Source organism: Calothrix sp. CBUCES-K 9914 (assembly GCF_059640475.1).
Window position 1 is genome coordinate 1 of record NZ_JBXXZH010000238.1, and the last position, 14,519, is coordinate 14,519.

10 protein-coding genes, 1 tRNA gene and 2 pseudogenes are annotated in these 14,519 nt (G+C 39.7%); 7 read left to right on the top strand and 6 right to left on the bottom strand.

The window, feature by feature from the left end; translation table 11 throughout:
* Positions 1 to 180: 180 nt before the first annotated feature.
* From AC2JBO_RS35205 to AC2JBO_RS35220, 4 genes are all read right to left on the bottom strand, one after another.
* Positions 181 to 3,462, bottom strand: coding sequence for an efflux RND transporter permease subunit (locus AC2JBO_RS35205; RefSeq protein WP_496958287.1), 3,282 nt, complete (start codon positions 3,460 to 3,462; stop codon positions 181 to 183).
* Between the two features lie 156 nt (positions 3,463 to 3,618).
* Positions 3,619 to 4,944 (bottom strand): efflux RND transporter periplasmic adaptor subunit, encoded by a 1,326-nt coding sequence (locus AC2JBO_RS35210; protein WP_496958288.1) that lies wholly within the window; start codon positions 4,942 to 4,944, stop codon positions 3,619 to 3,621.
* A gap of 236 nt (positions 4,945 to 5,180) precedes the next feature.
* Entirely contained in the window at positions 5,181 to 5,963 is a 783-nt protein-coding gene (locus tag AC2JBO_RS35215) for a Tab2/Atab2 family RNA-binding protein (RefSeq protein WP_496958289.1), read from the bottom strand.
* Positions 5,964 to 6,019: 56 nt separating this feature from the next.
* The gene (locus AC2JBO_RS35220; RefSeq protein WP_496958290.1) at positions 6,020 to 8,728 is read right to left on the bottom strand and encodes a CBS domain-containing protein; all 2,709 of its coding nucleotides are present in this window, start codon (positions 8,726 to 8,728) and stop codon (positions 6,020 to 6,022) included.
* 134 nt (positions 8,729 to 8,862) lie between these two features.
* On the opposite strand from AC2JBO_RS35220, the gene psbZ reads away from it, so the two are divergent.
* From psbZ to AC2JBO_RS35255, 7 genes and pseudogenes are all read left to right on the top strand, one after another.
* Positions 8,863 to 9,051: a photosystem II reaction center protein PsbZ gene (psbZ, locus tag AC2JBO_RS35225; RefSeq protein ID WP_496958291.1), complete on the top strand. Its 189-nt coding sequence runs from the start codon at positions 8,863 to 8,865 to the stop codon at positions 9,049 to 9,051.
* 181 nt (positions 9,052 to 9,232) lie between these two features.
* Positions 9,233 to 9,799 (top strand): 6,7-dimethyl-8-ribityllumazine synthase, encoded by a 567-nt coding sequence (ribH, locus tag AC2JBO_RS35230; protein ID WP_496958292.1) that lies wholly within the window; start codon positions 9,233 to 9,235, stop codon positions 9,797 to 9,799.
* Positions 9,800 to 9,926: 127 nt separating this feature from the next.
* Positions 9,927 to 9,998, top strand: a tRNA-Gly gene (locus AC2JBO_RS35235).
* Between the two features lie 7 nt (positions 9,999 to 10,005).
* Positions 10,006 to 10,779 (top strand): IS200/IS605 family accessory protein TnpB-related protein, encoded by a 774-nt coding sequence (locus tag AC2JBO_RS35240; protein WP_496958295.1) that lies wholly within the window; start codon positions 10,006 to 10,008, stop codon positions 10,777 to 10,779.
* Positions 10,780 to 11,383: 604 nt separating this feature from the next.
* Positions 11,384 to 11,596, top strand: a pseudogene (locus AC2JBO_RS35245) (hypothetical protein); the annotation flags it as partial.
* Between the two features lie 39 nt (positions 11,597 to 11,635).
* Positions 11,636 to 11,908: a hypothetical protein gene (locus tag AC2JBO_RS35250; protein WP_496958296.1), complete on the top strand. Its 273-nt coding sequence runs from the start codon at positions 11,636 to 11,638 to the stop codon at positions 11,906 to 11,908.
* Entirely contained in the window at positions 11,905 to 12,285 is a 381-nt protein-coding gene (locus tag AC2JBO_RS35255; protein ID WP_496958293.1) for a clan AA aspartic protease, read from the top strand. The genes AC2JBO_RS35250 and AC2JBO_RS35255 overlap by 4 nt, the downstream gene beginning before the upstream one ends.
* 166 nt (positions 12,286 to 12,451) lie before the next feature.
* Here AC2JBO_RS35255 and AC2JBO_RS35260 read toward each other — a convergent pair whose 3' ends face one another.
* Positions 12,452 to 13,588, bottom strand: a complete 1,137-nt coding sequence (locus AC2JBO_RS35260) for a hypothetical protein (RefSeq protein ID WP_496958294.1) — start codon at positions 13,586 to 13,588, stop codon at positions 12,452 to 12,454.
* 116 nt (positions 13,589 to 13,704) lie between these two features.
* Positions 13,705 to 14,519, bottom strand: a pseudogene (locus AC2JBO_RS35265) (molecular chaperone); the annotation flags it as partial.

The following is a 14,519-nucleotide window of genomic DNA, read 5'->3' on the forward strand; positions in this document are numbered from 1 at the left end:
AAAACCCTTATAAATGGGTAGTACTCATGCTCACCTTGACAGGGCTAGCAGTGCCCACCCTACATTCATTAACCGTGGAAAAAGAAAGAATAAATCAATAAAATCACAGCGAGTGAAAATAAAATATGATTCATCCAATCATCAAAATTCCAATCGCGAAATAATCTTTTGAGCATAGTATTACTCGTTCTGTGTAGAAACATTCAAATGTAACTGTTCAGGGGACGCCGCATCACTTTTGGAAGCCACAACAGCAGGTTCCGGTTTAGCTTGCTTGGGTTTTTGGGGTTTATCACCTTTATCAGGCGTTAAGAAACGATGCTCTATATCCTTAATCACCACATACAATACTGGTACTAAAAACAAACTTAAAACTGTGGATATTAAATAACCACCAAACAAAGCTGTTCCTAGTGACCAACGACTCATGGCGCCCGCGCCTTTAGCAATTACCAGAGGCCAAAATCCCACTAAACCAGAAAATGCAGTCATTAAGATTGGGCGTAACCTATCCTCTGCTGCACGAATAGCAGATTGTGTAATACTCATACCAATTTCGTGCATTTGGTTTGCAAATTCAACGATTAAAATTGCGTTTTTAGAAGCCAAACCAATGAGCATTACTAACGCGACTTGAGCATAGATATTATTGTTAACAACTGGATATACACCACCTGCTTGCAACAAATTCGCGCGCACTTGAATTGCACCTAAAGCACCAAGAATTGCTAACGGTACGGTCAACATGATGATAGCCGGGTCAATATAGCTTTCGTACTGAGCAGCCAGGACAAGAAATACCACTACAAAAGCTAAACCAAAAATTATTGGTGCGGCGCCACCACCTGAACGTTCTTGAAATGCAGTACCTGTCCATTCGTATCCAAACCCAGGTTGTAGTGTTTGTGCGGCAACTTCCTCCATTGCTGCCATCGCTTGTCCGGTACTAAAACCAGGTGCGGGGCTAGCTTGAACTTTGATTGCAGGATAGATGTTATAATGCGTTACGATTGGCGGGTAATTGATTCGTTCAGCTTTGACGACACTAGTCAAAGGAATCATTTTTTTGTCTTGAGAGCGTACATATAAACTATTTAAAGCATCAGGATTAGAGCGAAATTCTCCTTCAGCTTGAGCATAAACACGATAAAGTTGTCCTCCCAATACATATTGATTGACGTAACGGGCGCCAAGATAGGTTTGCATCGTGCTAAAAATATCGCTGATAGCAATATTTTGTGCTTTGGCTTGGTTACGGTCGATGGCAATTTGCAGCATAGGAGTATTATTTGTAAATTGTGTGAATACTCCAGCTAACTCAGAACGCTTGCGAGCAGCATTTATGAATTTTTGCGAATTATCGATAAGTGTTTCCATTGGTAGTGCAGCTTTGTTTTGGATGAAGAATTCCAAACCACCTGAACTTCCCAAACCATCTACAGGAGGTGCATTAACCGCAATTAAGCGCGCTCCCGAAATTTTTGATGCAAGTTCCTTATTAATTGCACCAGTTATACCAAAAACTGATTCGTTAGCTTTTTTACGTTCTTCCCAGTGTTTTAACTTGACAAAGAAGAGAGATTTATTTGTTGCGTTTCCTTCAAACCCAAATCCCCCTAAACCATTGACGTGTTCAACTTCCGGAAATTTCCGCACGATTGTTTCGACGTTCTCAACGATATCATTGGTGTAATTCAATGATACTCCTGGAGGCGACTCACCAATAATAAAAAAGTAACCTTGGTCTTCTTCTGGAATAAAACCTTGGGGAGTTACCATATAAATCCAAGCAGAAGCAACTAACCCAGCAATAAAAACAGGAACAACAAGTAAACGAATCTTGATTAGAAAAACAACGATACTAGCATACCCACCTTTGAACCAATCAAAGAATCGATTAAACCATCTAAATAATGCAGCAATTGGTCCATGTGCTTCTTGAACTGGACGCATTAGTAAGGCGCCCATTGCAGGAGAAAATGTCAGCGCGTTGAAAGTCGAAAGTAAAATTGAAAAAGCAATAATTAGCGCAAATTGCTTATAAACAATACCCGTAGTACCTGGAAAGAACGATACAGGTATAAACACTGCCATTAATACAAGTGATGTCGCAATTACTGCTCCCGTTAATTCTCCCATTGATTCCAAGGCAGCTTGTAAAGGTTTCATTCCTTGACCAAGCTTTAAAGCAATTGCTTCTACAACAATAATCCCGTCATCTACTACTAGTCCGGTAGCTAAAATTACCCCAAACAAAGTTAATTGGTTGAGTGTAAACCCAAACGCAAAAGCAAACGCCATCGTACCAATTAAAGATACTGGAATAGCAATTGACGGAATAACAGTTGTTCTCCAATCCTGTAGAAATATAAAGATAACCAGAAATACAAGCAACACAGCTTCTAAGAGTGTTTTAAATGCTTCATCAAGAGAAGCAGCAACGAACTCAGTATTATCTAGTGCAACTGTAGCTTTTAATCCAGGTGGAAAATTCTTTGATAACTCCTGCATTCTTGTTTTCACAAGTGCTGCAGTATTCCAAGCATTAGTACCTGGGAGTTGGTTAATTAATAGCGCCACAGCCGGGGCATTATCGAATATATTTGTTGTACTGTAATCTTGGGCACCGACTTCCGCTCGTCCAACATCTCGAACGCGAGTTAGCGTACCATCTTGACCAACCTTAACTACTATATCTTCAGCTTCCTGTGGTGTCGTAAACCTGCCAACTGCCCGCAAGGCAATTTCAAACTGCTGCGTACTTGGAGTTGGTTGTTGTCCAATACGTCCAGCACCCACTTGAATATTTTGTTCACTGATGGCACTTGTAACATCTTGTGCAGTAACTCCGCGCGCTGCTAAAGCAGAGGGATTTAGCCAAATTCGCATCGCGTACTTTCGTTCACCAACAATACGCGCGCTTCCTACCCCTTCAATTCGTTTGATTTCATCAAGAACAAAACGATCTACATAGTTACTCAAAAAAACGTTGTCGTAAAGAAACTTTCCGCTCTTGTCTTTTTCTGATGAAATCGCGTAAGCAATCGTAATCGTCGGTGATTGTTTCTGAGTAATTACACCAGTTTGATTCACTTCAACAGGAAGCTGAGAAGCAGCTACAGCAACGTTATTTTGCACTAGTACTTGTGCTGTGTTCCTATCTATATCTGTAGGAAAAGATACGTTTATTGACGTATCACCGTTGTTTGTCGTTTGCGACGACATGTAAACAACTTTTTCCGTACCGTTAATTTGACGTTCCAGTACAGTTGTTACGTTCTCTTCAGCGGTCTTTGCATCTGTTCCCAAATAATTTGCTGTCACCGTAACCTGCTTGAGCGCAAGTTGAGGTAACTTATCTAGAGGAAGCAGCGGAATACAAATACCACCTACAAGAATAATTAAGATGGTGCAGACCGTTGTGAGAACGGGTCGCTTAATAAAATTTTGTGAAATACTCATGGGTTTAGAAGAGTTGAAAGTGCTGAGTGCTGAGTGCTGAGTAAGAAGTTAGGAGTTAGAAGTGAGGAGTTAGGAGTGAGGAGTGAAAAGTTATGAGTTCTTAACTCAATTCTATGTTTCCTAACTCAGCACTCAGCACTCAGCACTCATTACTTATTAAGTTGCAGCAGGTCTAATCGGTGCCCCGTTAGTCAAACTTTGAATTCCAGATACAATTAAGTTCTCTCCGGGTTGTATGCCTGAAATGAGTTGATAATCTTGTCCTTGCATTACACCTAGTTTGACTGGTTTTTGCCGCGCGACCATTTGTGATTTTCCGTTTTTGTTTTCAGATTCGGCGACAAAAACAAAATCTTGGGCGCCAATGCGAGAAACTGCTATGGCAGGTACTTTTACACCAGCACCTTGACTCCAAATGATTCGCGCACGTACATATTGACCATCGCGTAGCTTCTGGTCACTGTTGGGAAAACGCGCTTTAGTCAGAACTGCTTGGTCGCCTGAACTAGCTTGTGGAGCGATAAAATTAACCCTACCTTGGGATATTTGTTTACCTAAGTTTGGATCGATCAACGATACCGCTAGTCCACGACGCAGTTGTCCAGATAAATTTGTCGGTACTGGAATTCGTAGATCCAACTCATCATTCTGAATAATACTCGTAACAGTATCACCGACGTTAACCAAATCACCAATGCGAACGGGTACATCACCAACAACACCACTTACAGGAGCTACAACTCGGTTGTAGCTTAAATCTTCTACCTGTACAGCAGTTTCAGCTTGAGCGCGCTTCAGTTGTGACTCATTTTGTTTTACTAACGCAACTGCACCTCTCCACTGAGACTGCGCTTGTTGCAGTGCGCTTTGTGCTGATGCAAGTGACTGATACGCAGCTTCACGTGCGGCAACAGCACTGTTACGCTGGGCACGACGTTCATCTAAATTCTGCCTTGGAACGGCACCTGCTGATGCTAATTCTTCCGACCGCTTGTAGTTAATGTTGGCAAGCTCAACATCGCTATTGCGATTCACAATATCTGCTTGATAACGTTTAATTTCTGCTGTACGCTGCTTAATTTCTGCTTCATTCGCGCGTACTTGTGCAGTTGCATTTTCTAAAGTTGCTCTTTGTGAGTCAGTCGAAGCGATAGCTGCATCTACCGATGCTCGATTCCTTTCTGGACGTAATTGTATTATTGGTGTCCCCTGTTTGACAAAGTTACCTTGTGCGACAGTGACTTGTACTATACGTCCACTGATTTGTGGTTTTAACGAAACACGCTGCTTTGCTTCGAGCGTTCCTACAAACTCCGTACTGTTTTCTACAGTCGAAGTCTCGACACGCTGTAATTTTACCAAAGCGGCTGGTGGACCACTCGCATTTGCTTGGGGTTTCTTGGCGCCACAACCACTGACTAGGAATGACGATAGAAGCACACCACAGCAAAAATAGTAATTTCTAAAATATCTTAATTGCATATACCCAATTGCTAATTTATTGTATTTTGGGAGTCTTGCAGCTATAGACACAGGTTAACAATTCCCCAAAAGATAGATGTTTCGGAGAAAATTAACTTAATTATCTGTTTTAGATTAACAGTTATTTACGCATTTGAAGTATTTTTTTCAATTCTTTTTGCTTGATTACAAGTTTTTTTCTAATTCTACATTTATTGAAATCTTTATTAATATTACTTAATATTACTTAATATTACTTAACTCTCTGGCTGTAGCAACCAAAAACCGCTATAAGTCATACCAGAATCATCTGGCTGAACAAGTAAAAAATGTAACCCTTTACTTTGTTGTTTACGCTGTTCATAATTTTGAGCAGCAATTCTAACATCATTATCATCAAAAGTAGCAATAACCCATCTATCAACTAAACCAGCTTCAAGTATTAAACCATCAGGCGCCCCTGCAATATAATTTAAATCAACAGGACGTGATTCTTGTAACCAGCGTGCTAACCGCATCGACTGTCTACCACCATAAATAACAACACCTGGAACAAGTTGAGTTGATGCCAAACCCAAATTAAAAGGAAGGAGAAAATCAGGAAAATCTACAATAGGAATACGACGGTCACGAAACTCCTCAACATCACCACCTTTAAGCGAAGCAAATCGCCATTTATCACCTAAAAGATTATCAGGTAAAGGAACTGGGGGTAACTTTTCTAGTTCAACAGGATAAGATTTATCTTTCAACCACTGTTTCAAAGCTGTAGTGCGACGAGTAGCTTCAACTGAAATATTCAAATTCCGCGCGGCAGTTTCAACTAGACTTAGACATTGGGGACGAAACACCTGTATTTTATTAGGTATACCAGAAGCGCGCGCTAACCCAAACTGTGAAGTTAACCAATTAGAATTAGCTTGCGACTGAGGACAAGAAGCCTCATATTTAAAATTACCGCGAGTATCACAAATCAACAAATCCCACAATTGCTCATGATTTTGGGGACGACGATAAAAATCAACTTGCCAAACTAACACTCTCTTCCCTCTTTCTCTCTGTGAATTCTGCGTCTCTGTGGTAAAATGTCAAAAAATTATTTAATTGGGTATTTTTCCGTTAAAAACACCTCAGCACTAACCTTATCATTAACAGCACCATCTAAAGTAGCAGATAACAAATCATCAAGCATTTCCTTAAAAGCTCGACCAGGTTTATATCCTAACTTTTGTAAATCATTACCATTGAGAGGCACCTGAACAAAACGCCATACATTAATATACTGCCAAATTAAGCGACGAATAGAGCGTTGACTTTGTAAAGCGGCTAAAATCAGCGTTTCCAAATCATATTTCTTAAGTAAAGTTACAACCTGACTCTTTAATTCACACTTTGCTAACCCAGCAATATTATCCAGTACAGTATTTAAACTAGATAATCTTTTAATACTATCGTCAGGCAATTGTAAATTAGTAGCGACCTTACTACGAAACTCCGGCGCCAAGTAAGCGATAATAGTTTCAAGACGAAGCAACCAATGAATTATAGTTTGGTCTTTATCAAAACGTTGTAAACAGCGTTCGATCAAACGTAGCTGACGTAATAACTCTACATCAAGTTTTAAAGTTGGGTGAATGCATTGCAGCGCGCTTAAATTATCTAAGAATTCGAGTGCCTTTTTCCAATATGGCGCCTCAAGAATTAACTTCAACTCAGCTTTGAGACGAGTTGAAAGCGCAGGAGTTTTACTATTTTCGCGTACAGTACGGTCATATACACCACTATTAATTGCATAGCGAATATAACTTTCGGTCTGTGATTCAATAGTAAATCCTAACCGTACAGCAAACCTAACTCCCCGATAAATACGTGTAGGGTCTTCAATAAAGCTATTTGGGTGCAAAACACGTATTTGTCGAGCTTCTAAATCGTGTAACCCATTAAAATAATCAAGTAACTCACCTGCGTGTGGAAGAGTTAAACGTAATGCCATTGCATTAATTGTAAAATCTCTTCGATATAAATCTTGACGTATCGAACTTGCTTCAACTTCAGGATTTGCAGCTGGATAAGGATAAAATTCAGTACGGGCAGTAGCGACATCAACCCATAATGAATCAAGTTCAGGGTCTTTGTGCCATAATAACGCGGCAGTTTGAAAAGCTCCGTGAACATCTAAACGCGCGTTTGGATACAATTTTTGCAGTGCTGTAGCGAGTTCCACACCAGCACCCGCATCAGCAGATTGATGGAACCCATCAACTACAAGGTCAATATCTTTGAGTAATAAAGGTTCTTTTTGTATATTTTGGGCAAGCAGCAAGTCACGTACTGCACCCCCTACTACATATAAATGCCAACCACGTTTTGTTGCTTCTTGGGATGCTTTATTTAATAACTGCCATAACACAGGGTTGATACGGTTTTGTAAATCAGTGCTGAGTGCTGAGTGCTGAGTGCTAAGTTTTTTCGACTCAGCACTCAGCACTTTTGACTCAGCACTCTTATGTAGTTCACGTAAAATATCGGTGCGCGTCACAATACCGAATAATTGCCCATTATCCATCACAGGCAGGCGCCCAATATCATAAGTCACCATCAGTGCTTCGATTTCCGGCATAGTAGTATCAGGTGTAATCGTTTTAATTTTCGTTGTCATGTAACCTTTTACAGGTGCATGACTAAAACCGTGATGTAAAGCAATATCAAGGTCACGACGCGAAATTACACCAACTAAATTCCCTTCTGTATCAACTACCGATAGTCCAGAATGTCCATAACGCAGCAAAATTCTTTGTGCTTCGGCAATAGTCGTGTCAGGACGAATACTCCGAACAGGGGAAGACATCAAGTCTCTAGCAGTTCGAGGTTTGGGTATTTGAAGTTTTAGACTTTCGACTAGCTCATTTATAATAACTTGGGAATTGGCGCCGCGTAAGTTGGCTGATGCTGCTTGAGGATGTCCTCCTCCTCCCAAAGGTTGAAATAATTCGTTGAAGTCAACATTTTTGATTTGACTTCTGCCAATAATCGTCAAACGAGTCTCATCACCTTCCCCTGCTGGATACTCATGCACTAGCAATAATACATCAGTTTCAGAGATTGAACATAATTGTGATATTAAACCGGATAATCCAGGTACAAATTCATCTGTCTTTAAAATCACCCATCCTAATGTATAGCCACTTTTGTGAATCAATTGCAGGTTATCGAGTGCTATCTTCAAAAGTTGCTGTAATTGTGGTGATAGACCCGGCTCCAAATATTGGTTAACATTAGCTATGCTGGCGCCTTGCTGCATTAACCATCCTAAAGCAACAGCATCACGAGGTGTGGAAGTCTCAAACGTCAGTGAACCTGTATCAGCATGAATACCTAAAGCCATTACTGTCGCTTCAAAATTTGTAAGCTCGATACTAGTTTCTTGTAGCTTCTCGGCAATAATCGTAGTAGTGGCGCCTACTGGTTCAATATAAAATTTAGTTGCATTTATATCACTGTCTTCAGGATGGTGGTCGTAAATAGTAATGTCTACTAAGTGGGGTAAGTCAAGCCATTCCGATAACTTCCCAATACGTGAGCGTCGCTGTACGTCTACAATGATTAACGAGTGAATCTCTTCTGGATTTACAGACCGTCGTTCAATCAAAGCAAATTCATCGCGGTACAACGCTAAAAAGTCCCGCACCGACGGATGGGCACCACCTGATAGCACAATTTTACTACCCGATAGCAAACGTGTCAGTCCAACAGCCGCTCCCAGCGCATCAAAATCCACCGTCGTATGGCACAAAATAAAATTCATAAAAAAATAAACGCTGAATGAGTCACTTAAGAGTCGAGACTAGAATTAGATACTTTACAATTAGATAAAGTCAGTAAAATTTGTGTTGTAAAATATTTTATCTTTAATAGATAGCTGTCTTGGGAGAAAAGAAAATGACTTTTATATTCCAATTTGCGTTGCTTGCTTTAGTTGCTCTATCTTTCGTTATGGTTATTGGGGTTCCAGTAGCATATGCTACACCACAGAGTTGGGTAGAGTCTAAAAAGCTTCTTTGGATTGGTTCAGGAGCGTGGTTTATCCTTGTAATTTTAGTTGGTGTCCTTAACTTTTTCGTAGTGTAAGCTACCAATTGGACACAAATTACAGCAAGCTACAGGTTTCGTAGCGGTAAGCAGAGGGGCTAACGCTTCTCTGCTGATTTGTTTGAGAAGCTATGATCAAAAAAGCTGGTTTCTGAAAAAGTCCGGTTTTTGCGTTAGTTCTAGAAGTATATATTGAATTCATATAGTTAAAGAGGCAGTCATGACAGTTTTTGAGGGAACTTTTACCCAGACCGATACGTTGCGATTTGCATTGGTGATAGGTCGATTTAATGATTTGGTTACAACCAAGCTACTCGAAGGATGTCAAGATTGCTTGAAACGTCATGGTATTGATGTTAATCCTCACGGTTCGCAGGTTGATTATGTTTGGGTACCAGGCAGTTTTGAAGTTCCCGTAGTCGCGCGACAGCTTGCACTTTCCCATCGTTACGACGCGGTAATCTGTTTAGGCGCCGTAATTCGCGGACAAACACCTCACTTTGATCTTGTATCATCAGAAGTTGCGAAAGGGATAGCTGCCGCGAGTTTTCAAACAGGTGTACCGGTAATATTTGGTGTTCTTACAACCGACACAATGCAGCAAGCACTAGAAAGAGCAGGGATTAAAAGTAATTTGGGCTGGGAGTACGCAATGAGCGCGTTAGAAATGGGCAGCTTGATGCGTCAACTTCATGCCGACCTACCTCAATCTAATAACAACTCCTCATCCTTACCAGCTAGTCGTATTGGCGCCACCATTGGCGACTTATCTCCAGCCAACGAGTAAATCTACTCCAATTTTCCATCTAAGGTGGAACTAAGGTGGAATGGGCATCCTTGCCCGTTCCAAAAAATCTTTTTCATAACTATTGACAAAAAATAAGCAGTCTGACATACTAAGTATTGTGAGTTTTGCGGGTATAGCTCAGTGGTAGAGCGCAACCTTGCCAAGGTTGATGTCGCGCGTTCGAATCGCGTTACCCGCTTTCTAAGATAAATTTTTGTAGCCCTGATAATTTAGCAGCCTGTGTTGATACTTTAGGCAATTCCTTACTAATTGATGCCCGTGCATTAAAGGCAATGAATCAGTTGTGGAACAAAAAAATAGCTACACGTAAAGAGGGTAAACCCGAAGCATATTGGGATAGTTGGCTAGACCGCGTTACCCGTAAACGTAATCACCAAATGCGTGATGGGATTAATAAAGCCGCAAAGCTAATTATTGACCACTGCTTAAAATACGGCATTGGAACACTAGTAATAGGGTGGAACGAAGGATTTAAACTTAATGCAAACATTGGACGCCTGTCAAATCAGAAATTTGTTCAAATGCCATTAGGTAAACTCAAAGATAGATTAAAACAATTGTGTGATTTGCATGGTATTAGATTCCAAGTAACAGAGGAATCTTACACGTCCGCATCTAGCTATTTAGATGGAGACACTCTACCCGTTTATGGTGAAAAACCAGAGGGTTGGACAGCATCTGGTAGAAGGTTTCCGCGTGGTTTGTATACGTGTGCAAATGGTTCAATTATCAATTCGGATTTAAACGGTGCAGCGAATATTTTAAGAAAAGTAGCCGGAAACTTAGGCATTGACCTAAGTAACTTGGGTAGGCAGTGTTTGACGACCGCAGCAAGGATAAGAGTCTGGAACGGTTCGAGTAAGAATCCTCTTCCTGATAGTCTCCTGTTAGCAGAATCTCAGACCATAAGCGGGCTGAGAGTGTCAAAGAGCTTAGGGAAGTCTATCAGTAATTACTGAAATGATCTACAACCATGCCCTTGTCCAAATTTAATCAAAAAATGATACCTCCTGCTCAATTCCGTCCCAGGCATATCCGAATTTTGTTCATCAGTGGTTTTCTCATCACTGGTTTTGTTCTAAATCATTTTCTCTTCACTAAAATTATTGATACTTTCCGTCTCAGTTTGCACTCTACAAAAATCACCCCCGATGGTCGATTTAAAGCAGAAATTTGGCTTGATCCCATGCTTTAATTGATGTCGAAGGGAAGGAGTAGTGATGGTACAATACCAGTAAGAGTTTATTTGTATGAGATATCGACTAGTAAACCATTGAGTACATCCAAATCTAGCATAGTAGTAAATTCGGAATAGTTTGACGTCAATATAGATAATTTAGAAAACTGGAATAATGTCCATTTACCCAAAAGTAATGACCCAAATATCGAGTTGATTCACGCTGCCATCAAAGAGAATATTTCCGAAGTCAACAAGTTGCTACCAAAGATTAATCCCCAATTTCGCACATCCCACAATCGTACTGTAATTCATGCAGCAGTAAATGGTAAAAATATGCGAATTTTAGAAAAGTTACTCCAGAAAAATATAGACCCAAATGTTAAAATGGAATTCGTCTTCATGTTGAACATGGCGATAATATTGGCAAGATGATTGTCATTGATGCTGAGACTGGCGAGTATGGAATTGATGAAAGCGGCATCGAATCAATGTTGATGTTAAAGCAGAAAAATCCATATGCTAGATTATATATGATGCGAATAGGTTTTGATGTTGCATTCAGCTTTGGTGGTGCTTCTATGGAGTTTACAAAAGAGAGCTATAATTGTTTAAAAAGTAAAAAAGCAGGTGAAAGTATGCAGGCTATTTTTTGGACTGTAGAAGAAGTTGCCCAGAGAGCTAAACAATTTTACGACCAGGGGATTCGTCAAGAAGTTGAACATGGTGACAATATTGGCAAGATGATTGTCATAAACGCTGAGACTGGTGAGTATGGAATTGATGAAATTGGTATAGAACCAGGGTTAAAGTTAAAGGAGAAGAACCCAAACGCTAGATTATTTATGATGCGAATAGGTTATAATGCTGCATTTGGCTTTGGTGGTACTGTGGAGCATATAGTTGAATGATTAACGGACGATTAATTGGTGGTAAGACCACAGTTCCGGTGATTTTTCGTTTACCTGGGCAACCAGATTTTTCATTAAATTTTGTTATTGATACTGGATTTAACGGCACTCTCACCTTGCCTCCACAAGCCGTCAGTGCAATGCAACTTCCTTTGCATAGTACTATACCTACAATATTAGCTGACGGTAGCCAAGTTTTATCATCTATACATTTAGCAACAATTGTTTGGGATGATATAGAAAAATTAGTCTTTGTTTTAGCTACTGGATATAAGCCTTTATTGGGAGCTGCAATGATGAAAGGATATCATCTAGAGATAGATTTTGAGGATAATGGTTTGGTTTCTTTAGAAAAAATTCAACCTTCGATCTCATAGAAGTAGGAAAAACTATCGGCAAGCAACTAATTGTGTAAGAATATTATGGGTTTTGATGTAATGCAGTATTAAGTGTTCCAATGAAAAAGTATTTTAAAAGAAATATTGTAGGACAGGCGAGACGCCTATCCTACGCGACATTTATTTTTTGCAATAGTCATAAGTTTTATCGTGATGAGCGAAATAGTACTCTTCCGGGAAATTCGTGCTCGTTGATTTTAGCGTATACTCGTAGACAAGATAAAACTTCTCCTGGGTTTCCTCCTATTTCGAGTCGTAGGTCATCTTTGGAATAAGCACATACGTCAGCATAAAAACCTGAGAGTTGACGGATGCGGATGTTATGACCTTCAGTTATCGCTCTCTGGACGAATTTTTTTAACAGGCGCCTTGTTTCTTGTTGTATTTTACCCCACCAAGAGAAGCGGTCGGCAGGTGGTACAAAAACCAAAGAGTGAATTGCTTCGTCTAAATCAATCCAGTAACGTAAAGCAGATAATGAATCTGCACTTTCTTCTACTTTAATTACTCGCCAAAAAGTTTCTATTAATACATCTATATACTGACAACGATGTTCTTGTTTGGAATGCAAATTTATAACATCAAAGCTAAAAATGCTTTTTAAAGCATGGTGCAAATCTGGGTCGATATCAATCAATTTTATACAAGTAGATACTAACTTAGCTAAAATATGTATATCTTCTGGATAATTTTGTAAATTTAACTGAGCAATTTGTGGATGTAGATGTGCCTGATTTGAAAAGCCTAATCCTTTGGATATGATACTTCCCTTTAATCCAGGATAAATATTTTCATGTTCATTAAATGGTAATAAAAGACAATTAGATATATCGGATTGGGCGCCAGCTTCTGCTGCAATTACTAAAGCACGCTGGCGCCAAGTTACCGCTAAATCTTCTGGAACTCTAAGCAGCTTGCGTTGTACCTCGTTCCATAAATCGGAGTCAGTTTGACTTTGAAGAGTATTTCCTAAATATAGAGCTAAATCTTTATCAGAGTTAAACTCATTTTGGAGGCGCCTTAATTTTAATTCGTTTGTTAGTATCGGGTCGGGTGCTATTTGAAGAATATCTGCTAAGTTAGAATTATCTATAGTCTCAGTTGGTGGATGTAGAAGAGTGTTAAGTTCTTGTAAGGCGCCTTCACATAAATCTGCTGCTGGGTCATTTGGATTTTTTGTTAAAGCTTGTTTTAAAGCTGCTTCTACACCATACAAACTAAATTGTAATAACCGTGCTAACTCAGAGTTTTCTGTCTTCAAAAGCTTGCTAATATTTTCCATATATTATTTTTCCCCTTAACTATTATTCTTTCTTAGCGTTCTTAGCGTCTTTGCGGTTCATAATAAAATAAATCTTTGTAGGTAGGGCATAGCCCCACTTAGTCTTGAAAAGGGTGTTAGTGTAAACCGCAAAATGGGTCACGTTCTTTATCGACTTCGCTCTTTTGTAATTCTAACGGCGCCTGAAAAACGCATCCTTCTTGTTTGAGACATTCTTCACTATTAGACTTCCAATAGGGAACTTCTCCCGTATGCATTCGCAAAATACCTTTTTCGTCGAGGGTAACGCGGTATTGACATGGATAATCTGTTGTGACCTGCGGTTTTTTTAATTCGCCAACTCTTATCCATTTTTTGGCGCCAGTTTCGCTGTCTTCGTGATAAATATAAAAGCTGTGTTTGTCACTTCTTGGAAAAGCGGGTAAGGGGTCACTAATTAAACCACTTCCTTGTTGTGATGCGTTACCAGCTTCGTAGCGAAATAATTCTAGTGGTTTGTTGTTTTTAGTATTGTTAGCTTGATATACTAAATAATAACCGTTTGCAAGGTCTACGCTTGCTGACTCAAGTACATTAACTGCAATATCGCCATTATTCAGTTCTTGGTCTGGGTGCCCAACTGCAATAGTCCATCTTAGTTTACCATCAGCAAATAACGTTGGCGTTTCGCGTATACCTGATGCATTAATAGCTGCACCCACGTCAATACTTTCTATATGAGATGGAATTAAACGTTGTGCTTTGCCGCGAACTAATAATAGGTTCAGCTGAAGATTCTGGTCAATTTCAAACTGAACTTTGATTTGTTTGAGAAATTCTTGTTCAGTCATCCCTAATTTTTGCCGCAGCTTGTTACCATCGTAGCTCCCCCAAAGTCGAAACTCACCGTTTTCAAAATCTTGCCTGTGAATAATATTACTTAATTGTATAC

What these genes read in the sequence shown, in the direction of transcription:
- AC2JBO_RS35205 (WP_496958287.1), bottom strand. Translation starts at nt 3,462, where the DNA reads ATGAGTATTTCACAAAATTTTATTAAGCGACCCGTTCTCACAACGGTC.
- AC2JBO_RS35210 (WP_496958288.1), bottom strand. Translation starts at nt 4,944, where the DNA reads ATGCAATTAAGATATTTTAGAAATTACTATTTTTGCTGTGGTGTGCTT.
- AC2JBO_RS35220 (WP_496958290.1), bottom strand. Translation starts at nt 8,728, where the DNA reads ATGAATTTTATTTTGTGCCATACGACGGTGGATTTTGATGCGCTGGGA.
- psbZ (WP_496958291.1), top strand. Translation starts at nt 8,863, where the DNA reads ATGACTTTTATATTCCAATTTGCGTTGCTTGCTTTAGTTGCTCTATCT.
- ribH (WP_496958292.1), top strand. Translation starts at nt 9,233, where the DNA reads ATGACAGTTTTTGAGGGAACTTTTACCCAGACCGATACGTTGCGATTT.
- AC2JBO_RS35250 (WP_496958296.1), top strand. Translation starts at nt 11,636, where the DNA reads ATGCAGGCTATTTTTTGGACTGTAGAAGAAGTTGCCCAGAGAGCTAAA.
- AC2JBO_RS35255 (WP_496958293.1), top strand. Translation starts at nt 11,905, where the DNA reads ATGATTAACGGACGATTAATTGGTGGTAAGACCACAGTTCCGGTGATT.
- AC2JBO_RS35260 (WP_496958294.1), bottom strand. Translation starts at nt 13,588, where the DNA reads ATGGAAAATATTAGCAAGCTTTTGAAGACAGAAAACTCTGAGTTAGCA.